The sequence below is a fragment of the Clostridium sp. DL1XJH146 genome, from assembly GCF_054819755.1.
Map to the genome: position 1 here is coordinate 39,460 of NZ_JBTVVN010000006.1, position 23,990 is coordinate 63,449.

At 29.8% G+C, this 23,990-nt stretch carries 29 protein-coding genes; 3 read left to right on the forward strand and 26 right to left on the reverse strand.

Translation table 11 applies throughout. From position 1 onward, the window contains the following. The first annotated feature begins 152 nt into the window (after window positions 1-152). Both ACVHXK_RS04420 and ACVHXK_RS04425 read left to right on the forward strand, forming a co-directional pair. On the forward strand, window positions 153-1,163 hold the full coding sequence (locus ACVHXK_RS04420; protein WP_461205157.1) for a hypothetical protein: 1,011 nt from the start codon (window positions 153-155) through the stop codon (window positions 1,161-1,163). Window positions 1,164-1,325: 162 nt separating this feature from the next. Continuing rightward, on the forward strand, window positions 1,326-1,862 hold the full coding sequence (locus ACVHXK_RS04425) for a cell wall hydrolase (protein ID WP_461205158.1): 537 nt from the start codon (window positions 1,326-1,328) through the stop codon (window positions 1,860-1,862). A 234-nt stretch (window positions 1,863-2,096) separates the two neighbouring features. On the opposite strand, the gene ACVHXK_RS04430 is transcribed toward ACVHXK_RS04425, so the two are convergent. The 5 genes from ACVHXK_RS04430 to ACVHXK_RS04450 all read right to left on the reverse strand — a co-directional run bounded on the left by ACVHXK_RS04430 (window position 2,097) and on the right by ACVHXK_RS04450 (window position 5,853). Further along, window positions 2,097-2,954: an NAD(P)/FAD-dependent oxidoreductase gene (locus ACVHXK_RS04430; protein WP_461205159.1), complete on the reverse strand. Its 858-nt coding sequence runs from the start codon at window positions 2,952-2,954 to the stop codon at window positions 2,097-2,099. A 54-nt stretch (window positions 2,955-3,008) separates the two neighbouring features. Then, window positions 3,009-3,326, reverse strand: coding sequence for a thioredoxin (gene trxA, locus ACVHXK_RS04435; RefSeq protein ID WP_461205160.1), 318 nt, complete (start codon window positions 3,324-3,326; stop codon window positions 3,009-3,011). 278 nt (window positions 3,327-3,604) lie between these two features. Continuing rightward, complete coding sequence (locus ACVHXK_RS04440) at window positions 3,605-4,309, reverse strand: DUF4652 domain-containing protein (protein ID WP_461205161.1); 705 nt, start codon at window positions 4,307-4,309, stop codon at window positions 3,605-3,607. A 25-nt stretch (window positions 4,310-4,334) separates the two neighbouring features. Further along, a complete protein-coding gene (locus ACVHXK_RS04445; protein WP_461205162.1) occupies window positions 4,335-5,303 on the reverse strand; it encodes a zf-HC2 domain-containing protein in 969 nt (322 codons plus the stop codon). Beyond that, window positions 5,293-5,853, reverse strand: a complete 561-nt coding sequence (locus tag ACVHXK_RS04450; RefSeq protein ID WP_461205163.1) for an RNA polymerase sigma factor — start codon at window positions 5,851-5,853, stop codon at window positions 5,293-5,295. The genes ACVHXK_RS04445 and ACVHXK_RS04450 overlap by 11 nt, the downstream gene beginning before the upstream one ends. 254 nt (window positions 5,854-6,107) lie before the next feature. On the opposite strand from ACVHXK_RS04450, the gene glgP reads away from it, so the two are divergent. Continuing rightward, window positions 6,108-7,727, forward strand: coding sequence for an alpha-glucan family phosphorylase (gene glgP, locus ACVHXK_RS04455; protein ID WP_461205164.1), 1,620 nt, complete (start codon window positions 6,108-6,110; stop codon window positions 7,725-7,727). A 161-nt stretch (window positions 7,728-7,888) separates the two neighbouring features. Here the strand turns inward: glgP and ACVHXK_RS04460 are convergent, their stop codons facing one another. From ACVHXK_RS04460 to secY, 21 genes are all read right to left on the reverse strand, one after another. Next, window positions 7,889-8,461 carry a Fe-S-containing hydro-lyase gene (locus ACVHXK_RS04460; protein ID WP_461205165.1) on the reverse strand — a complete coding sequence of 191 codons (573 nt, stop codon included), beginning with the start codon at window positions 8,459-8,461 and terminating at the stop codon, window positions 7,889-7,891. A 233-nt stretch (window positions 8,462-8,694) separates the two neighbouring features. Next, window positions 8,695-9,537 carry a fumarate hydratase gene (locus ACVHXK_RS04465; RefSeq protein WP_461205166.1) on the reverse strand — a complete coding sequence of 281 codons (843 nt, stop codon included), beginning with the start codon at window positions 9,535-9,537 and terminating at the stop codon, window positions 8,695-8,697. A gap of 94 nt (window positions 9,538-9,631) precedes the next feature. Next, complete coding sequence (locus ACVHXK_RS04470; protein ID WP_461205167.1) at window positions 9,632-10,492, reverse strand: DUF6414 family protein; 861 nt, start codon at window positions 10,490-10,492, stop codon at window positions 9,632-9,634. Window positions 10,493-10,719: 227 nt separating this feature from the next. After that, the gene (cwlD, locus tag ACVHXK_RS04475; protein WP_461205168.1) at window positions 10,720-11,490 is read right to left on the reverse strand and encodes an N-acetylmuramoyl-L-alanine amidase CwlD; all 771 of its coding nucleotides are present in this window, start codon (window positions 11,488-11,490) and stop codon (window positions 10,720-10,722) included. Window positions 11,491-11,647: 157 nt separating this feature from the next. After that, window positions 11,648-13,252, reverse strand: coding sequence for a Na/Pi cotransporter family protein (locus ACVHXK_RS04480; RefSeq protein WP_461205169.1), 1,605 nt, complete (start codon window positions 13,250-13,252; stop codon window positions 11,648-11,650). Window positions 13,253-13,621: 369 nt separating this feature from the next. Then, a complete protein-coding gene (gene rpsI, locus ACVHXK_RS04485; protein ID WP_461205170.1) occupies window positions 13,622-14,014 on the reverse strand; it encodes a 30S ribosomal protein S9 in 393 nt (130 codons plus the stop codon). 20 nt (window positions 14,015-14,034) lie between these two features. Continuing rightward, window positions 14,035-14,469, reverse strand: a complete 435-nt coding sequence (rplM, locus tag ACVHXK_RS04490) for a 50S ribosomal protein L13 (RefSeq protein WP_461205171.1) — start codon at window positions 14,467-14,469, stop codon at window positions 14,035-14,037. A gap of 264 nt (window positions 14,470-14,733) precedes the next feature. Continuing rightward, window positions 14,734-15,474 carry a tRNA pseudouridine(38-40) synthase TruA gene (truA, locus tag ACVHXK_RS04495; RefSeq protein WP_461205172.1) on the reverse strand — a complete coding sequence of 247 codons (741 nt, stop codon included), beginning with the start codon at window positions 15,472-15,474 and terminating at the stop codon, window positions 14,734-14,736. A 376-nt stretch (window positions 15,475-15,850) separates the two neighbouring features. Next, a complete protein-coding gene (locus ACVHXK_RS04500) occupies window positions 15,851-16,654 on the reverse strand; it encodes an energy-coupling factor transporter transmembrane component T family protein (protein WP_461205173.1) in 804 nt (267 codons plus the stop codon). Then, complete coding sequence (locus ACVHXK_RS04505; protein WP_461205174.1) at window positions 16,647-17,510, reverse strand: energy-coupling factor transporter ATPase; 864 nt, start codon at window positions 17,508-17,510, stop codon at window positions 16,647-16,649. The genes ACVHXK_RS04500 and ACVHXK_RS04505 overlap by 8 nt, the downstream gene beginning before the upstream one ends. Then, the gene (locus ACVHXK_RS04510; protein ID WP_461205175.1) at window positions 17,495-18,337 is read right to left on the reverse strand and encodes an energy-coupling factor transporter ATPase; all 843 of its coding nucleotides are present in this window, start codon (window positions 18,335-18,337) and stop codon (window positions 17,495-17,497) included. The genes ACVHXK_RS04505 and ACVHXK_RS04510 overlap by 16 nt, the downstream gene beginning before the upstream one ends. Before the next feature lie 83 nt (window positions 18,338-18,420). After that, window positions 18,421-18,762, reverse strand: a complete 342-nt coding sequence (gene rplQ / locus ACVHXK_RS04515; protein ID WP_461205176.1) for a 50S ribosomal protein L17 — start codon at window positions 18,760-18,762, stop codon at window positions 18,421-18,423. A 14-nt stretch (window positions 18,763-18,776) separates the two neighbouring features. Continuing rightward, window positions 18,777-19,724 (reverse strand): DNA-directed RNA polymerase subunit alpha, encoded by a 948-nt coding sequence (locus tag ACVHXK_RS04520; protein WP_461205177.1) that lies wholly within the window; start codon window positions 19,722-19,724, stop codon window positions 18,777-18,779. A gap of 62 nt (window positions 19,725-19,786) precedes the next feature. Continuing rightward, complete coding sequence (rpsD, locus tag ACVHXK_RS04525; RefSeq protein ID WP_461205178.1) at window positions 19,787-20,407, reverse strand: 30S ribosomal protein S4; 621 nt, start codon at window positions 20,405-20,407, stop codon at window positions 19,787-19,789. A 27-nt stretch (window positions 20,408-20,434) separates the two neighbouring features. Then, window positions 20,435-20,833 carry a 30S ribosomal protein S11 gene (gene rpsK, locus ACVHXK_RS04530; RefSeq protein WP_461205179.1) on the reverse strand — a complete coding sequence of 133 codons (399 nt, stop codon included), beginning with the start codon at window positions 20,831-20,833 and terminating at the stop codon, window positions 20,435-20,437. A 13-nt stretch (window positions 20,834-20,846) separates the two neighbouring features. Beyond that, window positions 20,847-21,215, reverse strand: a complete 369-nt coding sequence (gene rpsM / locus ACVHXK_RS04535; protein ID WP_461205180.1) for a 30S ribosomal protein S13 — start codon at window positions 21,213-21,215, stop codon at window positions 20,847-20,849. A gap of 114 nt (window positions 21,216-21,329) precedes the next feature. Then, window positions 21,330-21,443 (reverse strand): 50S ribosomal protein L36, encoded by a 114-nt coding sequence (gene rpmJ / locus ACVHXK_RS04540; protein WP_017753001.1) that lies wholly within the window; start codon window positions 21,441-21,443, stop codon window positions 21,330-21,332. A 14-nt stretch (window positions 21,444-21,457) separates the two neighbouring features. After that, window positions 21,458-21,676, reverse strand: a complete 219-nt coding sequence (gene infA / locus ACVHXK_RS04545; protein WP_461205181.1) for a translation initiation factor IF-1 — start codon at window positions 21,674-21,676, stop codon at window positions 21,458-21,460. Between the two features lie 6 nt (window positions 21,677-21,682). Further along, window positions 21,683-21,964 carry an RNA-binding protein gene (locus tag ACVHXK_RS04550; RefSeq protein ID WP_461205182.1) on the reverse strand — a complete coding sequence of 94 codons (282 nt, stop codon included), beginning with the start codon at window positions 21,962-21,964 and terminating at the stop codon, window positions 21,683-21,685. An 85-nt stretch (window positions 21,965-22,049) separates the two neighbouring features. Beyond that, window positions 22,050-22,691 (reverse strand): adenylate kinase, encoded by a 642-nt coding sequence (locus ACVHXK_RS04555; protein ID WP_461205183.1) that lies wholly within the window; start codon window positions 22,689-22,691, stop codon window positions 22,050-22,052. A gap of 21 nt (window positions 22,692-22,712) precedes the next feature. Beyond that, window positions 22,713-23,990, reverse strand: coding sequence for a preprotein translocase subunit SecY (gene secY, locus ACVHXK_RS04560; RefSeq protein ID WP_461205184.1), 1,278 nt, complete (start codon window positions 23,988-23,990; stop codon window positions 22,713-22,715).

Genomic DNA, 23,990 nt, shown 5'->3' on the forward strand with positions numbered 1-23,990 from the left:
TATTTTTCAAATTATTTAATAGGTTTAATATATTTATTTGACTTTGTCTTGCAAATCTAGTATTTTAAAAATATAATTTACTTTAAATCATTTTTCACCTATAAGAGTTAGTTCTATTTATACTGGCTCTTTAATAAAAAGGAGTGTAATCCATGAAAAACAAAAATCAACTTATTATTAGGAATATATCTATAATACTTGCATTATTCTTAATTTGTGGGGGAATATTTTATACTACATATAAGTATTTTACAAATAAATCATACTCTAAGTATGAAAAAAATATTACAACTCAAATTGATAATATTTACGAAATAAATAGTAGAGTAGCAACTTATGTTACTGACGAAACTATTTCAAATGAAAGAATACTCTCAGACCTTCAAAATGATATAGATGAACTAAGAGGTATATACAACAATATTTCAAGTACTAAACCCATAGAAGATGATATCCAATCTTATGAAAATCTAAAGAATGGACTTTCAAACAATATTAGTATGTACAAAGAGATATTTTATATTGTAAAAAATCCAAGTAGTTCCAATATAAATAATTCTATGTTGAATATGAACAATTACAGGGATGACTGTATGAATTACTATTCTTTAATAACATTTGATAATGATAAATTTTTATTGCCAGATAATATATTACATTTAGTCAGTGGTACCACTATTTATGTAAGTAATGTATCTAAAGCTTCAACAGCAAATGAATCAGTATATTCTCAGAAGAAAGATTTTGAAAATCAAATAAATACTATATCAGCTACATTTGATCCAATAAAAAGAGATTGTATGAAATATGTACTTAACGCTAGAAATGGTATTCAAACTTATGATAGCATACTAAGTATTGCTAACAAAAATATTGAGGAAATAGCTGCTCTTGAAAAAAGCCTTGAAGAACTCTCAATGCCCATTGATGGTATTGATGCTTACGAAGCCCTATTAGCGTCTTTAAAGTCTTACCATACCTACTTATTTAATTTCAGTTATGCTGTATCCACTGAAAAAATTACTATTGAAAATAACGCTGATATCTCTACAAATACACTTGATTCTTTATATGATGATTCAAACAGTCAGTACAGTAATGCAGATGTTACTTACAGTGGATTTCTTTCAAAATTTATTCAATATAAAAATACTGTAAAATAATAATAACTCTACAACAATTATTGATAATTCCGAACAAATATTTATTAATTTTCAAAACATAACTCCTAGATAATTGTAACTTTAAAAAGTTTTAGTATTATTTTAGAATAAATGGGTACAATATGACTTGAACTTAAAATATTATGAAAAAGGAGTAACAATATGGAAAGTCATAGGTATAGTATTTTTCTAAGTATACTATTATTTAGTATGGTTTCCTTCTGTACAATAGCTAATGCTAAGACCGAAATAGGTACAGAAACGCTTGATCTTTTTAAGGATGAAACTCAAGTTGTTACAGTTTTTAATTCTGATTGGGAAAATATTGGTTTAACTGATGAAGATATTGATTTAATGGCCAGAGTAGTTTTTGCAGAAAGTAATTTAGAACCTTACGACGGAAAAGTTGCAGTTGCTTCCGTAATTCTAAATAGATTAAAAGATGAAGATTTCCCAAATACTATTGAAGGAGTTATAAATCAGAAATGGGCTTTTACTTGTGTGTCTAATGGTACCGTAAACAGAACCCCTGATGAAGAATGTTATAGAGCAGTGTATGATGCTTTAAAAGGTTATGATCCAACTACTAAGGCTACATTTTATTATAACCCTAAAATAGCAACCTGCAGCTGGATGAAAACTGTAGAAAAAAACAATGTAAGCAACATAGGTCAGCACGTGTTTTTCACTGTGGAATAACGTTTTTTTAAACATAGTGTGAAGCGTGAAGTGTGAAACGTGAAATTAAAAAATATAAAACCTTAATAATTAAAACCTTTGTTTTTGAAACATAGTGTGAAGCTTGCAGTGTGAAATTAAAAGATTAAAAACTTACTTTTCTGAATCTTAGAGTAAAGTTAAAAGATAAAATAAGCTCCTCGTCGTAAGACGAGGAGCTTATTTTACTTCACTCTGCACTCTTGTTTTAATCTATTATAAAGAGTCTAAATATTCTACAGCTTTAAGTGCCGCAACTTGACCTTCTCCTGCAGATTTGATGTACTGATAAGGTTTGCCTGTACAATCTCCTGCCGCATATAATCCTTTAATATTAGTTTCCATACTTCTATTAACTTTGATATGATTATCATCTATTAGAAGACCTGGCACTAACTGATTTGGTGAGATACTATCTCTTAATATAAATATACCATCAGTTTTAATTTCACCATCTTTAAGTAATAATTTCTCTACATGCTTATCTCCAACTATTTCAACAGGTCTTGCTTTTAATATATCGATTCCTTCTTTTAACTTAGGTTCTTTATTATTCATTGGTATATAATATACCTTAGATGCAAGCTCACTTACATAATTAGCTTCTTCTTCTGCTTCTTTATTATAGCCTATTATTGTAACTACTTTCTCTTTATATAATGGTGCATCACAAGTTGCGCAGTAACCAACACCTCTACCTAAAAATTCCTCTTCGCCTTTAAACCCCTTAACATTTTGAACTCCGGTAGCTAAAATAACTGTTTTAGCTTCATACATTTTCTCATTAACCATTAAACCAAAATAATCACCCATGGCATATACATTATTAATTCTTTCATTTGTTATTTCTATCCCCATATTATCTATATGGTTCTTAAACTGATCTTTTAATTCTAATCCCGTAACATCGAAAAAGCCTAAAAAATTATTTACTTTAGGAGCTTTTATTAATTTATTACTTAATGAATCACTACCAAAAATTATTATTTTTTTATTTCTAATTTTACTATTTATAGCTGCCTCTAGTCCTGCTGGACCACTTCCTATTATAGCAATATCATATCTGTCATTCATATGGATACCCCCTTAACGAATAAAACCGACAATATTTAATTGTCGGTAATTATCTTATAGATTATTTGATATAAATTTAATTATATCTTGCTTTGGTCTAAATCCTACCATTTTATCTACAACTTCACCATTCTTAAATACTAAAACAGTCGGAATACTTACTACACTATATTTTTGAGCTATATCTGTATTTTCATCTACGTTTAATTTAAAGAAGGTTGCTTTTCCTTCCATCTCATCTGCCACTTCGTGTAATACTGGCCCTAACATCTTGCAAGGTCCACACCAAGGTGCCCAAAAATCTATTACAACAGTAGAACTAGAATTTATAACTTCCTGAACGAAATCTCTACTCATTAAATCTTTAACCATAATATACCTCCATATAAATCATTATTTATACCCCCATAGGGTATCTATATCATTATTATAGACTTCCTTCTTTTAAATGTCAATAACTATCTAAAACTTTTTCTTGTTATTTTAAATTCATTTACTATTCAGTTTTCTAACCAAGTCGATACTTAATTAAGGTTTTTCTTTTATAAATTTATTATTAGTTTTAATAGTAAATTTATTCATTTTAGACCTAAGTAAAACATGAATGTTTTACAATATATTGAAAAGTATTTTACATATTAAACTAAATTTTATTGTATTTCAATAGTTTTTGATTCAATATGGTATTCAATAAAATTATCATCTTCATATACCATAATTTGAAGTTCAATCTTACCATCTACATTCTTAGCTTCTAATACTTGAATTTTCTCACTTTCTGTATCATATATAAATGTTGTATTTTCAGTTGTAAGGTCTAAGTTATAAACATTTCCACCTAAAGCTATTGTACCATAAGATAATCCCACTATCGATGCTATATTTTCATCATCTACCCAAACTATTTTTTTAGTAGATAATTGCCTGTTATCATCAACTACAGTATAGGACCATTTTTCATTTGTTTCATTATTTTTTACTATAATGTATCCTACTCCCTCTTCATTACCATCTGGTCCTCTGCCTTCTACACATGCTGAAAGTTTATTATTAGGTGATTCAATCCATTGAGTAGCAAAGTCAGGCTCTACCGTATCCTCTAATTGTTCTTTCTGATACTTTATATCTGCAGCTACTTCATTTATTTCTTCTACTTCAACATCTTCTGCATTTTCTGTAACGTCTTCCTCACTACTCTCGATATTTTCTTCTACTTCATTAGAACCTTCATTTTCACTTTCACTAATAATTACTTCACTTTCTTGATTACTATCATTTGAACACCCAGTAAAGGTGAAAAGTGAAAATACTAGCGTAGCAGATAGTATTACCAATAAAACTTTTTTCTTTTTCATCCTAATAAACCTCCTTTTATATTTTTTATTTTACTTTTTCTATATTATATAATTTTACATCTTCATTATGGAATTTTTTAGTCTCCTCCTCATAAACCTTAACATTTATAGTAATACTCTTATCACTAATATAATGTACATCAGTAATATAGCTTTTATTATTTTTAATTTCATATACCTTTGTATTCTTACTATTTATAATATTTAATAAGCTAACTAATTTACCTCCTTCTTCTACATTTCCAGACAGAATCAATAAATATCCTTCATCATACCACTCTATATTTTTAATTATACTAAATTTATCCTTTAACTGCACCTCTAATATTAATTTTTCTCCATTTTCTTGATTATTTATCAAAATTATATTCTTTTTTTCTAAAAGAACTGCACTATATTCTTTTTTAGATGAATTTTCAAAAATATTATCCTCAACATGGTCTGCATCTTCATTAATCAATGTATAAAATTCTTCTTCATTTATCCTATTTATTGTGAAATCCAAACTATCATCTGCATAATCACCATCTGATCCAATTCCATTTTTTATGGAAGTTTCACTTTCATTATTTTCCAAGTCATGTTCTTCCATCATTGTGCTATTAGCACTAGCATTCCCTGCTTCTTCTGTCATATTTTCCGAACGCATCATAAAATTTCCTCGAGTAAAAATAATAAATATAAAGAATCCTGCTGCTATTGGCGTTATTATCTTCATATATTTTGATATATTAATATTTTTATTCTTTTTTTGTTTTTTGTACCTGTTATTATTTATTCTTTCCAAAATACCTTTTTTAAATTCTTCCTCAACAATTATTTCTTCTTCATCAAAAAAACTTCTTAATGTTTTTTCTATTTCTAATTCTTTGTTATATAATTCCCTGCATTTATCACATTCTTCTACGTGTTTCTCCATTTTCATTTTTTCTTCCATGCTTAAATCATCAAGTATGAATTGGTATATATTTTTTGTGAATACTTTACAATCCATATTCACACCCCTTTTCTTTGCAAATTATGAATTCACTAAAATTCTTTCTTACATTATAATATTTCCTTTTAACTGTAGATTCACTTATATTCAAAATTTTAGATATATCTTTGAAAGTTTTGTTACTAGTATATCTAATAGAAAGAATTTGCTTTGATTCTTTATCTAAAGTATTTATATATTCATTAATATATTTTTTTGTTTCATTAAATTCTATTATTTCTTCTAAGTTATCATTGGAAGACAAGTCATATGCCCCTTCAATAATCGTTTCATTTAACCTCTTCTTTTTTCTTATATAGTCAATGGTCTTATTTTTAGCTATTTGAAACATCCAATTAGAAAATTTATATTTATTATTATATTGTTTTAATTTATTGTAAATAGTGATAAATACTTCCTGGCTTATATCTTCTGCTATGGATTGATCTTTCACAAAGTTATTTACATATCGTATTATTACGGTTTGATATTTTTCTACTATTTTTTCAAAACTTTTAATATTACCATTTAATATTTCCATTACTAAAAGTTCATCGGATTTCGACAAGTAAACTCCCCCTTTCACTTGTCTATATTATATACGAATGATTTGATTAAAAAGTTAAAAATTATTTAAATTTCTAAAAAAAGCTTATTTCTTTTGCGCAAACGCTTGCACATTTCCTTGTTCTTATTATATAATTGATATAGTATTTCATTATCAAACAAATTAATGTTCATTAATAATTATTGATTTGTATATTGCTATTTTTTGCATTAAAATCAATAGTATAATTAGCTATAAATAAGAGGAGGTATATTATGGATACAAAATCTTTACCTAAAGTTGCCTATTTTTGTATGGAATATGCATTAGATGCTAGCTTTAAAACTTATGCAGGAGGTCTTGGCATTTTAGCAGGCGACCATTTAAAGGGAGCAAAAGATATGAATTTACCACTTATCGGTATAGGTATTAAGTGGAAACAAGGTTATTCTGACCAGTTATTAGATGAAAACGGAAAAGCTTATGATAGCTATCATAATTATGAATATGATTTTTTAAAAGATACAGGAGTTAAAGTTACTGTTAAAGTGAGAGAAAATGATGTTGTTTGTAAGGTTTGGAAAGTAGATAGTTTTAATAATAATCCTATTTATCTATTAGATACTGATATAGCTGAAAATAATGGTGAAGATAGATGGATAACAGGTCAATTATATGGTTGGTTTGGTGAAGAAAGAGTTGCTCAAGAAATTGTTCTTGGAATTGGTGGTGTTAAAGCCTTAAGAGCCTTAAATATTCCTATAGATGTTTATCATTTCAACGAAGGGCACGCTGTTTTAGCTGCAACTGAACTAATTAGAGAAAAGACTGAAAATGGGCTTTCAACTGAGGACGCAATTGCTGAAACTACTGAAGAAGTTGTTTTTACAACACACACTCCTATCAAGCAAGGAAATGAGTCTCACCCAATTAGCAGGCTCCAATATATGGGCGCATTTAATGGCTTAAGCAAAGCTCAAATGGAAGCTATAGGAGGCACTCCATTCAATATGACAGTAGCTGCTTTAAGGCTTTCTCGAAATGCAAATGCTGTGGCACAGCTCCACGGAGAAACAGCAAATGAAATGTGGAAAGATATAGATGGAAGGTCTGATATTATAGCAATAACTAATGCAATTCATACTCCTACTTGGGTTGACGACAGGATAATTAACTCATATAATGACGAAGAATGTCTTTGGAATAAACATATGGAAATTAAAAAAGAATTAATTAGTTTTGTCAAAGATAGAAATGGTGTTCAATTAGATGAAAACAAGCTTCTAATAGGCTTTTCAAGACGAGCAGCTCCATACAAAAGAAGTGATTTAATCTTTAGAGACATTAAACATATAGGTCCTTTACTAGAATCTGGTGATATACAAATTGTATTCGCTGGTAAAGCTCATCCTTTAGATGATACTGGTAAAGAAATAGTCTTTAACCTACACAAAATGACTAAAAAATATCCTAATAGTGTTGTTTTCTTAGAGAATTACGATATGGTCATTGGCAAACAACTTACTAGAGGGGCCGATGTGTGGCTTAATAACCCTATTAGACCTATGGAAGCAAGCGGAACATCTGGCATGAAAGCTGCTATGAATGGAGTTTTAAATCTATCTACTCTTGATGGTTGGTGGCCTGAAGCTTGCAATGACAACATAAACGGTTGGCAATTTGGAAATGGAAAAACAAAAGAAGATGTTGAAGATATAGATGCTCATGATGGTGATGCTTTAGTAGATACTCTTCTTAATAGGGTTTTACCAACTTATTATAATAATAAATCTAAATGGATAAAAATGATGCAAAACAGTATAGAATCAACAAAAGACTATTTTGCAGTAGAAAGAATGCTGAACGAATACTACGATAATCTTTATACTAAATAATATCAATCTCAAATCTTCTACTTACAGACTGCATATGAGGTATTAAATATGGGACAGTATACATATTTGTGTAAAAATAAATATATATACTTCCCTTTGTTTTAATCATTCAATTAATTAAAAGATTTTGCGTAGCAAAATCATCCTTAATTGTGCATTGTTCATTGTGCATTGTGCATTGAATTCAAATATTCTTCTTTCCCAATCTCATATAAATCATTCCCTTCAGTATCTATAACTACTACTGCTGGAAAATCTTTAACTTCTAATTTTCTTATAGCTTCAGAACCTAAATCTTCATAGGCAATAATTTCTGCTTTAACTATTGACTTTGCAATGAGTGCTGCTGCTCCTCCTATAGCTCCAAAATAAACTGCTTTATTATCTATCATAGAATCGACAACTTCTTTATTTCTTAATCCTTTTCCTATCATTCCTCTAAGTCCAATTTCTAATAATTCTGGAGCATACGGATCCATCCTATATGATGTAGTAGGACCTGCAGACCCAATAGGTCTTCCCCCTTTTGCTGGACTTGGTCCAACATAATAAATAATCGAATTTTCTATGTCAAAAGGAATTTTCTTTCCACTATGTATGAGCTCAACAAGCCTTTTATGTGCTGCGTCTCTAGCTGTATATATTGTCCCGCTTATAAGAACCTTATCTCCTGCCTTTAATTTTACTGCTTGTTCTTCTGTAAACGGTGTAGTCACTTTAATCACCTTAGTCATTTCTCTGCCTCCCCAATTTTTATCAGCTTCTAATAAAACTCCTTATTACTAATTTACTATAATTCTAAGCTTCTTTTATTTAATTAAAGATTTTCTGACCACCGGGAAGAAAATCCTCCTTAATTGTCCATTGTGCATTGTGCATTGTGCATTGTGCATTGTGCATTGTGCATTTAAATTATATATTGCTATTAATAAACTGCATACTATCTTTATAAATTGATATTTTCCCCTTACAAAATTATAGTCTTATGTCTTGTAACATGGCAATTTATATTTACTGCTACAGGTAATCCTGCAATATGAGTTGGATATGTTTCAATATTTACACCAAGAGCAGTAGTTTTTCCCCCAAAGCCTTGTGGCCCAATTCCAAGGGCATTTATCTTTTCTAATAGCTCCTCTTCCATTTCTTTATAGTATCCATCTTCATTCCTTATATTAATATCTCTTATTAATGCTTTCTTTGCTAAGTAAGCTACTTTATCAAAGGTACCACCTATTCCAACTCCAACTACAATAGGTGGACAAGGATTAGATCCTGCCTTCCTCACAGTATCAATAACAAACTCTTTTACACCTTCTTCTCCATCTGCTGGCTTTAGCATACCAACTCTGCTCATATTTTCCGAACCAAATCCTTTTGGTGCAACAGTGATTTTAACCCTATCCCCTGGAACGATATCATAATATATTATGGCTGGAGTATTATCTTTCGTATTTACTCTGTTAATTGGGTCTTTTACTACTGACTTCCTTAAGTATCCTTCATTATACCCTTCACGTACCCCTTCATTAATTGCCTCTGTAATATCTCCGCCCTTTAGATGAACATCTTGTCCAACTTCTATAAAAACACATGCCATACCTGTATCTTGACAAATAGGTATTTCTTCCTTTTCTGCAATTTCATAATTACTAATAATATCTTTTAAAACATCTTTTGCTATACCCCATTCTTCTTTCACTGAAGCATCATTAAGTTTATTTCTTATATCCTTACCTAAAAAATAATTCGCCTCGATGCATAGCTTTTTAATAGCTTTTGTGATTTGGTCTACTTCTACGGTTCTCATTCTTATTTCCCCTTTCTTACCCTTACCTGCATTTTCATTGATATCAAATATACCTGTATATAATTATACATTAATTTCATTTTCTTCACACTAATTATACATAAATTGCAATGGGTATTATTTCAATCAAAGGGCATTTAGTTTCCTTATTAGCATCATAAAATAAAAAATTATCATACATTGAAGAAAAATAAGTACTCATAAAATTCTTAAAATACTGTTCATTAAAATAATCAAAACATGTTCCACTCAATAAATTTATTTTTTGACTTTCAGCATTATTTGTAACTCTAATTACCTTACCTAAAATAGTAACTCTAGAATCATCTAAGTAGTCTATACTGTCCTCCATAAATCCTTTGAAAATAGGAATTATTCCTCTAAAATTTGTTTCAAATAAATTTGAAGTAATATATTTTAAGCACTTAGAATTTTCATATTCATAAATACTTTCTTTTAACATTTTTAATATTTCTTTTTTACTTTCGATTGTATTTGAATTATAGTTTTCAACATCTCTTTTAAATGTTAAATCAAACTGCATAAATTTAACTATATTCTTTATTTGCTCTATTTGTGGGTTATGAGCTATATCACATAAAACTTCAACAAAATCATTTTCCTTTATTTCTAAAATTTGTTCTCCACTTTCAATTTTATTCAGTATTTTATTTTCACTCATAATTTGATTCAAACTAAGCAATGTTTCTATAATGATAGATACTCTTTTTTCTGTGTCTTGTTTGGAACATTCATCTAGATATTGAAAACTAAAATTACCCTGAAGACATTTATTTGGTATAACATTTCCTAATGGTGTATCAGCTTTCATAATTACTTGCTTTCTGGTGTTTAAACTTTGCGTTTGAGAGAATTCACGTATTGCTATTGTAAATAAATTATTAATCATATTCTTGTTTAAATACAAAGGTACTATTATAGGATTTACGCTCATATTTCACCTTTAATTATTATTACTATTTATAGTATATGTATGTCAAAACAAACGGTGATGTTTTATATAAGACTCTATTTTTAAAACCATTGTTGACTCAACATTACATATATCTTACTAATATAGCTGCAAAAACACGATTAATAATATTATTTATCATTTTCGAGTGTTTTCTCTAATTTTTAACTATTTCCGAGGAAATTTTTATATTTAATCCTTATCGATTATTAGTTCCAATGTTCTTCTTGATATTTATCTAATAAATCTTTATCTACTTCTTGTATTTCTTCTTTCTTTTCTTCCTCCGTATGCATTATAAAGTAGTCATCTATGGACCTTGCAAGAGTCTGTGCAATCATATATTGGTATTCCTCTTGAAGTAATTTTTCTTCTTCAATTTGGTTAGATAAGAATCCACATTCAACTATAACCGAAGGTACACTATTGTGACATCGAAGTATTTTGTATGCATCATTTGCACATTTTTCTTTTCTATTATTATTGTTATCTAAATCATTTTTTAAATTTACTTGAATAATATGTGCTAATTCTGCAGCTTCTTGTGGTTGTTTTGCATACCAGACTTGTGCACCTGAGTATTGTGGTTTATCAAACATATTTAAATGTATCGAAACAAAAATATCACAATTAGAATCTTTTTTTAATTTGCATCTATTATTTAAATCTTCAATTTTTTTGTCTCTAATTTTACCTTTATCAGAATATAAACCATAGTCATCATCTCTTGTCATTACACATTTATATCCTAACTCCTCGAGTTTATTTTTTAAGTTTAATGCAATTTTAAGATTTAATTCTTTTTCAAGTGTACCTTTCTTAGAAACAGCACCTCCGTCAACACCTCCATGACCAGGATCTATTAAAATTATTTTTTCCCTTCTATCAAATTTCATATCCCCAAGAGCTAAGACACAAAGCAAACTATTAAATATTATTAAGAGAATAGTAAATACTAATATATTTTTCAGCTTATCCATTTTAAACTCTCCTCAATTTTAATATGCTTTTTAAATGCTGCTACAAATTGTTTATTGTACTTATCTTTATTATTGATTTTTTTATAAAAAATATTATAATTAAAGCAAAAAAAGAGTATGCATGTTATGCATACTCTTGAAATATTTAAATTTGTATCTAATTATTAGCTAATACTACTTGTGCTATATTTACAGAATGGTCTCCTATTCTTTCTAAATTGCTAATAGCATCTAAGAATATTGCCCCTGAATGCGCATCACAAGAACCGTTACCTAGTCGTTTAATATGTTTTTTCCTTAATTCTTCCTCTAAATAATCAATTCTATCTTCCGATCTAAATACATCTTTCGCTTTTGATATATCCTTTAATAGATAGCTTTCTCTACTTAACTCAAGAGCATTTAATGTATAGTTATATATATCATCCAATTCTTTTTGCGCTTCATGAGAAAATTTCAAGTTTTTATCTATTTTTTCTGTAGCTAATTCTGCTAAGTTTTTACAATGGTCTCCAACTCTTTCAACATCATTGACCATATTAATCATATCTATAATATTTTTATGCTCATTATCAGATATTTTTTCATTTGATATTTTAACTAAATACTTAGTTATTTCTTGTTCAAGAAGGTTAATTATTTTCTCATTTATATATATTTCTTTAATAGCATTATTATCATTCTTCAGTAAAGCTCTAATTGATAGTTGCAAATTCTCTTTAGCTAATGTCATCATACGGTTAATTTCTTTTTCTGCCTGCCCAATAGCAATTACAGGTGTTTCTATAATTCTATTATCTATATACATAGTTCCACTGGCATCAACTTCGTCTTCTCCAGGAATTATCTTATTTACTAATAATACAATATATTTAATAAATGGAACCATTATTACAGTGTTAGCTATATTAAAAATTGTATGTGCATTTGCTATTTGTCTTTGTACATTTGTTGCGTCCATTGCGCTTACAATAGATGTTAATACAGGAATTAATGGTATAAATACTATCGTACCAAAAATATTAAAAGACAAATGGATAAGTGCTGCTTTCCTTGCAGTTTTACTCGTTCCCACACTTGAAATTAATGCTGTAACACATGTACCTATATTGTTACCAAAAAGTATTGGAATAGCTACACTGATTGGCAGCGCTCCTGTTCCCGCTAGAGCTACCAATATACCTGTGGAAGCCGATGAACTTTGTATTACTGCTGTCATTAAAGCTCCTACTAATATTCCAAGAGCAATATTGCCATCTATAGAATCTATCATTTTAATAAACATATCAGATTCTGCTAATGGGGACATTGCTTCTTTCATAAGGTCCATACCTAAAAATAAAATAGCAAATCCTAATACTATATTTCCAATAATTTTATACTTTTGATTCTTGCTAAATAACACCATATATACACCGATAGGTATTAAAATAGGAATATAATCCCCAATTGAAAAAGATATAAGCTGTGTTGTGATTGTTGTACCAATATTTGCTCCCATTATTACGCTTGCTGCCTGATAAAGATTCATAAGTCCCGCATTTACAAACCCAACTACCATAACAGTTGTTGCACTACTACTTTGAATAATAAATGTAACTCCCGCTCCTGTAGCTACTCCCATTAATGGGTTTGAAGTTATTTTTTCGAACAACTTTTTCATGTTATCCCCAGCTACGTTTTCAAGTCCATCACCCATCATTTTCATACCGTAGAGAAAAAGACCTAATCCTGAAAATAAACCAATTATCATCATAACCATTATTGCGTACCCTCCTACGTAATTTCAAAACAAATATCATACTAATGTAACCTCAAAACAAATATTACAGGAAAAAAAACATTTTGTTAAGTTATTTTTGCAAACTTTATGTAAATGTTAATTTTTTTTAACATTACGTTCCTGCGAACAACTATTTTATTACATTTTTTAAGGAATTATTTTAACTAACACCATTTTTTCAAAAAAACATTTTGTAACTTTATGTATTTGGCTACGAATATATTTTCATATATTTATACAAAATCTTGCTAAATTAAATTATTTTTGCTTTTTTTAATAATTCTTTTTTATGCAAAAAAAAGAGAGATAATAAAATCTCTCTTTTTATAAATAAATATATGTTTAATATTATCTTTTTGAGAATTGTGAAGCTTTTCTTGCTTTTTTAAGACCATATTTCTTTCTTTCTTTCATTCTTGAGTCTCTAGTCAAGAATCCAGCTTTTTTAAGTTCAGGTCTTAATGTATCATCTGCTTTTAATAAAGCTCTGGAAATACCGTGTCTTATAGCTCCTGCTTGACCTGTGAATCCACCACCATGAACATTAACTAATACGTCAAATTTATCTCTAGTACTTGTTAAAACTAAAGGTTGATTAACAATATATCTTAATGTCTCTAATGGGAAGAATTCTACGATATCTCTTTTATTTATTAAAACTTTACCATCACCTGGTACAAGTCTTACTCTAGCTACTGATTTTTTTCTTCTACCTGTTCCAAAATATTGAACTTTTGCCATTGTGGGGCCTCCTTTCGATATTAGTATTTTAATTCATATATTTCCGGTTGTTGAGCGTCATGATTATGTTCATTACCCTTATAAACCTTTAATTTACCTAACATTTGTCTTCCCAATTTACCTGCTGGTAACATTCTTCTAACAGCTTCATGGAATACAAATTCAGGTTTTTTCTCTACTGCTTTTCTGTAAGATATTTCTTTTAATCCACCTGGATATAAAGAGTGATGTCTCAACATTTTTTGATCTAATTTTTTACCAGTTAATACAATTTTATCAGCGTTTAAAATTATAACATAATCACCAGTGTCTACATTTGGTGTAAATGTTGGTTTATGCTTTCCTCTTAAAATTGATGCAACTTGGCTTGCTGCTCTACCTAGTGGTTTTCCTTCTACATCTATAACATACCACTTTCTTTCTATTTCGCTCTCTTTTGCTAAATAGGATTTCATTATTTTACCTCCTTATACTATGAAATTGCGTTCTTCTATATTAAGACCACAGCTTATTTAATTACGATTCGTCATCACAACAAGAGTAATTATAATACAACGAGCCGGGTGTGTCAATATAATTTTTTATAAAAACTATCTTTTTTTAATAAAATTTTTAAATTAGAAAAACCAAGATGTATCTTTGAAAGAATAATGCACAATTATCAATGCACAATGCACAATTATGGATGATTTTCTTCCAGTTGCTCAGAAAATCTTTGATTAATAGTACACCTCTTGCAAACACAATGCCTGTGGTGGTGCTGTAGGACCTGCATTCTTTCTATTTCTCGAATTAATAATTTCCGTAATATCTGTAGGGTCTATTTTACCTATTCCCACTTGAATAAGTGTTCCAATAATTATTCTTACCATGTTGTACAAAAAACCATTTCCAGTAATAGATATACTTATAATATCCCCACTAGTGTCTATAGTAAAATCATATATTGTTCTAATAGTTGTCCTCACATTACTACCTGTATTCTGAAAAGAAGCAAAATCGTGTTCTCCAATAAAAAATTTAGCTGCTTTTTTCATTTTATTTATATCTAGCTTCTTTTTATAGAAATACATATAATTTCTACACAAAGCAGGTGGTTGCTCCCTATTTAAAATATCATATGTATATTTCTTTCCTTTACTTGAATATCTAGCATGAAAATCATCAGAAACAAGATTTGAATTTATAATTACTATATCTTCAGGTAACTTATTATTTATAGCCTGCTTAAATTTATCTGGTGGTATAGTTGAAGATGTAATGAAATTAGCACAAAAACCTCTAGCATGGACTTTCGCGTCTGTCCTACTAGATCCAATAAGATTAATTTCTTCTCCAGTTAATTCTTCAATTGCCCTAATTATTGTCTCTTGGACAGTATTCGCATTATTCTGAATCTGCCATCCAGCATACTTATTTCCATCAAATTCTATAATAAGTTTTATATTCCTTTTATCCATATTACTCCTTACTAATTAAAAGATAAGATACATTTAAATTCTAATGCACAATGCACAATTTACAATGCACAATTAATGATGATTCTCTCCTAACGTCGAGAATCTTTAATTAAATAAAAAAATCTTATAAGAATAAAGAGATTGCTACTTAATTGTTTACTATACATTGAAAATTGCAAATTTTTATTAGAGCTAAATCAAATTTTTTAAATAAAATATAAAATATTAAATACATTATAAAATAACACTAAAAAATCAAAATATACTACTTAATTTTTTCATTTACATTCAATTATGCAGTTAAATAAATTTATCTTTATTATTTATCATTTATCATTTATTCTTTTGATTGTGCATTGTGCATTGTGCATTTTAATTATACTCCTCGGCTCCATATAGACACTATTACTAATGCTACTACTACAAATGAAGCAATACCATCTCTACTATGAAGCTTGAGTACTTTCATTCTAGTTCTACCTTCGCCACCTTTATAACATCTAGCTTCCATAGCTATTGCAAGCTCATCAGCTCTTCTAAATGAGCTAATAAATAGCGGTACTAGTAGTGGAATGAGATTTTTTGCTCGACTGAACAGATTTCCTGATTCAAAATCAGCACCTCTTGCCATTTGAGCCTTCATAATTTTATCCGTTTCATCCATAAGTGTAGGTATAAATCTCAAAGCTATAGTCATCATCATGGCCAATTCATGTGCTGGTAATCCTATTTTTTTAAATGGGTTCAACAATTTTTCTAATCCATCTGTTAACTCAATAGGAGAAGTTGTTAACGTTAATAAAGAAGTACCTATGATTAAGAACACAAGTCTTAATATCATAAACCCTGCAAGTTCTAAACCTTCTTTGTATATCTTTAAAAACCCCCATTTGAAAAGAGGTAATCCTTCACCTGGTGTCATAAATATATTTATCAATCCGGTAATTACCAAAAGTATAATTATAGGTTTCAATCCTTTATATATATACCTAAAAGGAATTTTTGATACTATTATTGATAAAGCTATAAATGCTACTATAAAAATATACCCAAAAAAATTATTTAGTATAAATAAATCTACTATAAATATCATTGAAATAAGAATTTTAATTCTTGGGTCAAGTTTATGAACAAATGAGTCACCAGGAACATATTGCCCTATAGTTATATCTTTAATCATTTATAGTTCCTCCCAATAACTTTATTAATTCTTTTCTTGCTTCATTTACAGTAAATATATTTTCAGATATATTAATGCCTTTATCTCTTAATTTTTTTATTAAATAAGTTACTTGTGGTACTGCCAATCCTACTTTTTCTAAGGTATCAATTTCTTTAAATACACCTGATGGTATATCATTTAAAATACACTTTCCATTTTCCATAACAATTATTTTAGATGCTACTTTTGCAACATCTTCCATACTATGTGAAACTAAAATAACAGTCATATTATATTCTTCTTTTAACTTCTTTATTTGAAAAAGTATTTCATCTCTTCCTTTAGGGTCTAATCCCGCTGTAGGTTCATCCAAAATTAGTATTTTGGGTTCCATAGCTACTACACCTGCTATGGCTACTCTACGTTTTTGACCACCACTTAAGTCAAAAGGAGATTTATCCTTATATGTTTCGTAATCAAGACCAACAACTCCCATTGCCTTAATAACTCTTTCTTTAATTTTTACATCTTGCAATTTAAGATTTTTAGGCCCAAAAGCTATGTCTTTTTCAATTGTTTCCTCAAATAACTGGTATTCTGGATATTGAAATACAAGACCTACCTTTTTTCTTATGTCACTCATTTTTACTTTAGAAGATGTAATATCTACTCCATCAACAATTATTTTGCCACTATCTGGTTTTAATAAACCATTTATATGCTGTATTAAAGTAGACTTACCTGATCCTGTGTGTCCTATCAAAGCTACAAATTCACCATCATCTATTTGAACATTTACACTATCAAGTGCTTTTTTCTCAAAAGGTGTTCGTGGCATATATACATGCGTTAAATTTTCTATAATAATTGACATAATGCATTCACCATCTCATCTATTGTTAATATATCTGAAGTTATATTCACTCCATCTTGTTCAAGTTCATAGGCTAATTCTGTCATCTGTGGTACATCTAGTCCTATTTCCTTCATCTTGCTTACATTCGAAAAAATTTCTCTTGGCTTACCTTGTAGACAAACTTTACCTTCATCCATCACTACTATTCTATCTCCTTCAACAGCTTCTTCCATATAGTGAGTAATTAAAATAATTGTTATTCCATAATTTTTATTTAATTCTTTTATTGTTTGAATAACTTCTTTTCTTCCTGAAGGGTCTAACATCGCTGTTGGCTCATCTAAAATAATACAGTCAGGTTTCATAGCAAGTATACCCGCAATAGCTACTCTTTGTTTTTGCCCTCCTGAAAGTAAATGAGGGGCATGTCTTTTATATTCACTCATATTTACAGTTTCGAGAGCTTCATCTACTCTTTTTCTTATTTTAAAAGGCTCTATGCCTAAATTTTCCGGTCCAAACGCAACATCTTCTTCAACTATAGTTGCCACAATCTGATTATCAGGATTTTGAAATACCATTCCTGCTCTATTTCTAATTTTCCATAAATTATTTTCATCCATTGTATCCATATTATCTACTAATACTTTACCTTCATTGGGAAGTAATAACGCATTAAAATGCTTTGCAAGAGTAGATTTTCCAGACCCATTATGTCCTAATATTACAAGGAATTCACCTTTTTTTACATTTAAGTCTACACCATTAACTGCAATTTTTTCAACTACTTCATCTTTCATATACTTAAAAACCACATTTTGACACTCTACCATATAACCTGCCATATTTACCCCTCAATTTCTAATTATATAATAATAGGGACTAAGCTATAATTAATTAATCCCTATTGCTTATATTTTATAAAAATCTAAACTAATTCTAATATTACTACTTCCGCTCCATCGCCTCTTCTAGGTCCTTTTCTGATAATTCTAGTGTATCCACCGTTTCTATCAGCATATTTTGGTCCTATATTAGAAAATAGTTCTTCAACTACTTCTTTTTCAGTAATAAAAGCAAGAGCCTGTCTTCTAGAATGAAGATCTCCCGCTTTAGCAAGAGTAATCATTTTATCAGCTAAAACTCTAGTTTCCTTCGCTCTTGTAATAGTAGTTTCAATTCTACCACTCTTCAAAAAGCTAGTTGTTAGATTTCTTAGCATAGCTCTTCTTTGGTCAGTTGGAAGACCCAACTTACGTTGCTTAGCCATTTTTGCAGCCTCCTTTACTCATCGGATTTCTTAAGTCCTAAGGTTAAAGCCTCTAGTTTTTGTTGTACTTCTTCTAATGACTTCTTACCTAAGTTTCTAACCTTCATCATATCGTCCATAGACTTCTCAGTTAGCTCTTGAACTGTATTTATTCCAGCTCTTTTTAAACAATTATAACTTCTTACAGAAAGATCTAGTTCCTCTATTGTCATCTCTAAAACTTTTTCTTTCTGATCGTCTTCTTTTTCTATCATAATTTCAACATCATTTGCATTATCAGTTAAAGTCATGAATAACTTAAAGTGCTCTATAAGTATTTTTGCAGATAAACTAATTGTTTCTTCAGGCAGCATAGTCCCATTAGTCCATACTTCTAAAGTCAGTTTATCATAGTCAGTTATCTGACCTACTCTTGTGTTCTCAACCGTAAAATTAACTTTTTTAACAGGTGTATAAATAGAATCTACAGCGATAGTTCCTATTGACATATCATCTTTTTTGTTCTTAGTCTGGGAAACATAACCTCTTCCTTTGGAAACGTTAAGTTCCATATATAACTTTCCATCGTCATCTATAGTTGCAATATGTAGATCCTTATTAATAACTTCTACAGTTCCATCAGTAGTTATGTCACCTGCTGTAACTACTTTTGGCCCTTGCACATCTATATATACAGTGGTAGATCCTTCTTCAGACATTTTCATAGATAAGCCTTTAATGTTTAGTATTATTTCACTAACATCTTCTTTAACACCTTTTACAGTTGAAAACTCGTGTAGAACACCGTCTATTTTTATTGAATTGGCAGCCGCTCCAGGTAAAGAAGATAAAAGTATTCTTCTAAGAGCATTTCCTAAAGTAATACCATATCCTCTTTCTAATGGTTCTATGATAAATTTACCATATATTCCATCTTCTGTAGCTTCAACTAATTCAATTTTGGGTTTTTCTATTTCTAACATACGAACCCTCCCTTATAGATTATTCTAATACTTAAGGGCAGCTGTTTCCATCCTATTACCTATTATTTACTATATAACTCAACAATTAATGTTTCGTTAACTGGTACATCTATATCGCTTCTTTGAGGTTCAGTAACTACTTTACCTTCAAAAGTTGCAACGTCTCCTGCTAACCAGTTTGGTAATGTTTTTGGATTATCAGCAAATACCTTGAATTTTTCTAATGATCTACTTTTATCACGAACTGAGACAACATCACCCATTTTTACTTGGTAAGATGCAATATCAACTTTCTTTCCGTTTACAAGGAAATGTCCATGATTAACTAATTGTCTAGCTTCTGTTCTAGATGCTCCGTAACCAAGTCTATAAGCTACGTTATCTAATCTCATTTCTAAAAGTCTAAGTAGGTTTTCACCTGTTATACCTTTCATTTTCTCAGCATTTCCATAGTATTTTCTAAATTGCTTTTCTAAAACACCATAAATTCTTCTTGCTTTTTGTTTTTCTCTTAATTGAACACCATAGTTAGAAACTTTTTTTCTACCTTGACCGTGTTGGCCTGGTGCGTATCCTCTTCTTGCAAATGCACATTTATCTGTATAGCATCTATCTCCTTTAAGAAATAGTTTTAATCCTTCTCTTCTGCACTGTCTGCATTTTGCGCCAGTATCTCTAGCCATTAAGTAACACCTCCTGCTTCTATAAAATTATACTCTTCTTCTCTTTGGTGGTCTGCAACCATTATGAGGAATTGGAGTAACATCTTTAATTAATGTTATTTCAAGTCCTGCTGCTTGTAAAGATCTTATTGCAGCTTCTCTACCTGCACCTGGTCCTTTAACATATACGTCAACACTTTTTAGGCCATGTTCCATTGCTGCTGCTGCTGCTGTTTCAGCTGCCATTTGTGCTGCAAATGGAGTGCTTTTTCTAGACCCTCTAAAGCCTAAAGCACCTGCACTCGACCAAGCTAACGCGTTTCCATTAGGATCAGTTAAAGTTACAATAGAGTTATTAAAAGTTGATTTGATGTGTGCAGCACCATGTTCAACATTTTTTTTCTCTTTTCTTCTTCTGCCTCTTTTAACTTTTTTAGCTTTCGCCATTGATCATCCCTCCTTATTTCTTCTTGTTAGCCATTGTTTTTTTAGGACCTTTTCTTGTTCTTGCATTAGTTTTAGTCTTTTGTCCTCTTACAGGAAGACCTTTTCTATGTCTTATCCCTCTATAACAACCAATTTCCTTAAGTCTCTTTATATCAAGAGCAATTTTTCTTCTTAAGTCACCTTCAACTGTCATACTCTTTGTTATTGCACTTCTTAAAGCCCCAACTTCTTCTTCTGTTAAGTCTTTTACTCTAGTATCAGGGTTAACTCCTGTTTCTTTTAATATTTTACGAGAACTAGACATTCCAATTCCGTAAATATAAGTTAAACCTACTTCTACTCTTTTGCCTTTTGGCAGGTCTGTACCAGCTATTCTAGCCATTAGATATTGCACCTCCTGTTAAATAGACTATTTATATATAGCAGCCGCTGTTATTTCCTTTTTACCCTATATATCATATTTCAAATAAGCTAAATTATCAATAACAATCACTAATTAGCCTTGTTTTTGCTTATGTTTCGGATTTTCACAAATAACCATAACTTTGCCTTTTCTTTTAATTACTTTACATTTTTCACACATAGGTTTTACTGATGGTCTTACTTTCATGGTAACCCTCCTTATTATTTAGATCTCCATGTTATTCTACCTCTTGTTAAATCATAAGGAGATAGTTCAACTGTTACTTTATCACCAGGTAGAATTCTTATATAGTTCATTCTTAATTTTCCTGAAACATGGGCTAAAATTGTCTGCCCACTCTCTAGTTGAACTTGGAACATGGCATTAGGTAAAGCTTCTAAAACTGAACCTTGCATTTCAATTACATCGTCTTTTGACATAAGGCTCTATTCCTCCTTATTAACATCTCTATTTTTAAAATATTTCTTGATTTTTGCATTGTTTATCTTTTCTCCACACATAAGTGACCGTTTTATTTCTTCAGCGTACTCATCTGTCAATTCTAAATGTTTTAGTTTTTTCTTCTTAGGGTTTTCTAGTTTTCTTATATCGCCATCTGCAATATACACGTAACTTTCATTTTGTACATCTACTATTAGAAATTGTTTACCTTCATCTCTACCTGCTATAGAATTTACAACCCTACCTATTAATTTGTCATTGTTCAAAAATGTCACCTCAATAAATATTTTTACAGTCTGTATGTGTAAATAGATTCAAATAATCACCTATTAATCATTATAGCCATTATTCTCAATCCATATTCCTACAAATTTCCTCAAATACTTTTTCAATTTGTCTATTTCCATCAACTTTTAATAAAGTTTCTTCATTAAGATAATAATTAACCAAAGGAGCTGTTTGCTTTTCATAAACATCCAATCTATCTTTAACTGTTTCTTCATTATCATCTTTTCTCTGAATGATTTCAGAACCACACAAATCGCATTTGCCTTGTACTTTTGTAGGATTAAACTTCACATGATAACTTGCACCGCAGTTAGGACATACTCTTCTACCAGTCATCCTATCAACAATCAAATCCATTGGTACATCGATCAATAATGCAAAATCTATTTTATTTTGTTTATTCTTTAAATACTTATCTAAAGCTTCAGCTTGATCTACAGTTCTAGGAAAACCATCTAAAAGAAATCCATCGACACAATCATCATTAGATAATCGATCTTCCACAATTTTAATTGTTAGTTCGTCAGGAACAAGTAGTCCTTTATCTAAGTAATTTTTTGCTTCTACACCTAATTGTGTTTTCTCTTTAATGTTTTTTCTAAATATATCCCCTGTTGAAATATGCGGGATAGAATATCTTTTGCTTATTAATTTTGCTTGAGTTCCTTTTCCAGCTCCTGGAGGACCTAATAAAATTATATTCACTCAAATCATCTCCATATATTATTATTTTAAGAAGCCTTTATAGTGTCTCATAACAAGTTGAGACTCTATTGTTCTCATAAAATCTAACGCAACTCCAACTTCAATTAACAAAGCAGTTCCTCCGAATGAAATACTCGTAAAAGGAGTAAAATTTTGAACTGCCATAGGTGTTAAAGCTATGAACGCAGCAAAAATACCTCCTAATATAGAAACTTTTAGTAAAACTTTTTCTATAAATTTAGCTGTAGGTTCTCCCGGTCTTATGCCAGGTATAAAACCTGCAGATTTATGTATATTCTCTGCCATTTCATCTGGTTTAAATGTAACTTCAGTGTAAAACCAAGTAAAGAATATAACTAGAAAACAATATACTGCTACATAAAGCCAAGACCCATATTTAAACGGACTAAAAGAACTCATTTCTATCCATTTAGAAACTGCACTATCAGGGAAAAACGAACTAATAGTTGCTGGAGCTTGCATTACTGACATAGCAAATATTATTGCTATAATTGCAGATGAATTCATATTGATAGGTATATGAGTTGATCTACCTCCATACCCACCACCATTTGAACCTCTTGCTGCATATTGTATTGGAATTCTTCGTTCAGCTAGTGTTGCAACTATAACCATTAAGAAAACAAGTAATGAAAATCCAACAAGCAAAGCAATATTTACAATATTAACTTGCCCTGTTTCTTGAAGATTGAATATATTCAGTACTGTTTGAGGCAATCTTGAAATTATATTAACAAAAATAATTAATGATATCCCGTTCCCAATGCCTTTAACTGTAATTTGGTCACCAAGCCAAATTAAAAACACAGTTGAAGTAGTCAAAGTAAGCATAATTAAAAATATATCCATTTTTGTTGTGTATGGAACAGCCCCTGTACTACTAATTAAAGCATAAGTACCAAAAGATTGAGCTACTGCAATAATTACCGCAGCGTATCTTGTATATTTAGATATCTTTTTCCTACCTTCTTCCCCTTCTTTAGATAATTGCTCTAAATAAGGGATAGCAATAGTTAATAAATTAAAAATAATCGATGCATTAATATATGGAATTACTCCCATAGCAAAAATACTAAAATTACTTAAAGCTCCACCGGACATTAAATCATAAAAAGAGAATAATGTTCCTTCCTGTGAAAGATTAACTAATGACTTGGCATCCACACCAGGTACAGGAATATGATTTCCTAACCTGATTATGGCTACCATAAATATAGTGAATAGAATTCTATTTCTAAGTTCCGGTACCTTCCATGCATTGCGTAAGGTTGACATCAT

What these genes read in the sequence shown, in the direction of transcription:
- ACVHXK_RS04420 (WP_461205157.1), top strand. Translation starts at nt 153, where the DNA reads ATGAAAAACAAAAATCAACTTATTATTAGGAATATATCTATAATACTT.
- ACVHXK_RS04470 (WP_461205167.1), bottom strand. Translation starts at nt 10,492, where the DNA reads ATGAGCGTAAATCCTATAATAGTACCTTTGTATTTAAACAAGAATATG.
- secY (WP_461205184.1), bottom strand. Translation starts at nt 23,990, where the DNA reads ATGATGTCAACCTTACGCAATGCATGGAAGGTACCGGAACTTAGAAAT.
- ACVHXK_RS04425 (WP_461205158.1), top strand. Translation starts at nt 1,326, where the DNA reads ATGGAAAGTCATAGGTATAGTATTTTTCTAAGTATACTATTATTTAGT.
- cwlD (WP_461205168.1), bottom strand. Translation starts at nt 11,490, where the DNA reads ATGGATAAGCTGAAAAATATATTAGTATTTACTATTCTCTTAATAATA.
- truA (WP_461205172.1), bottom strand. Translation starts at nt 15,474, where the DNA reads ATGGATAAAAGGAATATAAAACTTATTATAGAATTTGATGGAAATAAG.
- rpmJ (WP_017753001.1), bottom strand. Translation starts at nt 21,443, where the DNA reads ATGAAAGTAAGACCATCAGTAAAACCTATGTGTGAAAAATGTAAAGTA.
- rpsK (WP_461205179.1), bottom strand. Translation starts at nt 20,833, where the DNA reads ATGGCGAAAGCTAAAAAAGTTAAAAGAGGCAGAAGAAGAAAAGAGAAA.
- ACVHXK_RS04505 (WP_461205174.1), bottom strand. Translation starts at nt 17,510, where the DNA reads ATGTCAATTATTATAGAAAATTTAACGCATGTATATATGCCACGAACA.
- rpsI (WP_461205170.1), bottom strand. Translation starts at nt 14,014, where the DNA reads ATGGCAAAAGTTCAATATTTTGGAACAGGTAGAAGAAAAAAATCAGTA.
- ACVHXK_RS04445 (WP_461205162.1), bottom strand. Translation starts at nt 5,303, where the DNA reads ATGGATTGTAAAGTATTCACAAAAAATATATACCAATTCATACTTGAT.
- ACVHXK_RS04510 (WP_461205175.1), bottom strand. Translation starts at nt 18,337, where the DNA reads ATGGCAGGTTATATGGTAGAGTGTCAAAATGTGGTTTTTAAGTATATG.
- rpsD (WP_461205178.1), bottom strand. Translation starts at nt 20,407, where the DNA reads ATGGCTAGAGATACTGGCGCAAAATGCAGACAGTGCAGAAGAGAAGGA.
- infA (WP_461205181.1), bottom strand. Translation starts at nt 21,676, where the DNA reads ATGTCAAAAGACGATGTAATTGAAATGCAAGGTTCAGTTTTAGAAGCT.
- rplQ (WP_461205176.1), bottom strand. Translation starts at nt 18,762, where the DNA reads ATGGCTAAGCAACGTAAGTTGGGTCTTCCAACTGACCAAAGAAGAGCT.
- ACVHXK_RS04520 (WP_461205177.1), bottom strand. Translation starts at nt 19,724, where the DNA reads ATGTTAGAAATAGAAAAACCCAAAATTGAATTAGTTGAAGCTACAGAA.
- glgP (WP_461205164.1), top strand. Translation starts at nt 6,108, where the DNA reads ATGGATACAAAATCTTTACCTAAAGTTGCCTATTTTTGTATGGAATAT.
- ACVHXK_RS04480 (WP_461205169.1), bottom strand. Translation starts at nt 13,252, where the DNA reads ATGGTTATGATGATAATTGGTTTATTTTCAGGATTAGGTCTTTTTCTC.
- ACVHXK_RS04460 (WP_461205165.1), bottom strand. Translation starts at nt 8,461, where the DNA reads ATGACTAAGGTGATTAAAGTGACTACACCGTTTACAGAAGAACAAGCA.
- ACVHXK_RS04500 (WP_461205173.1), bottom strand. Translation starts at nt 16,654, where the DNA reads ATGATTAAAGATATAACTATAGGGCAATATGTTCCTGGTGACTCATTT.
- ACVHXK_RS04465 (WP_461205166.1), bottom strand. Translation starts at nt 9,537, where the DNA reads ATGAGAACCGTAGAAGTAGACCAAATCACAAAAGCTATTAAAAAGCTA.
- ACVHXK_RS04430 (WP_461205159.1), bottom strand. Translation starts at nt 2,954, where the DNA reads ATGAATGACAGATATGATATTGCTATAATAGGAAGTGGTCCAGCAGGA.
- rpsM (WP_461205180.1), bottom strand. Translation starts at nt 21,215, where the DNA reads ATGGCTAGAATAGCTGGTACAGACCTGCCAAAAGGCAAAAGAGTAGAA.
- trxA (WP_461205160.1), bottom strand. Translation starts at nt 3,326, where the DNA reads ATGGTTAAAGATTTAATGAGTAGAGATTTCGTTCAGGAAGTTATAAAT.
- ACVHXK_RS04440 (WP_461205161.1), bottom strand. Translation starts at nt 4,309, where the DNA reads ATGAAAAAGAAAAAAGTTTTATTGGTAATACTATCTGCTACGCTAGTA.
- rplM (WP_461205171.1), bottom strand. Translation starts at nt 14,469, where the DNA reads ATGAAATCCTATTTAGCAAAAGAGAGCGAAATAGAAAGAAAGTGGTAT.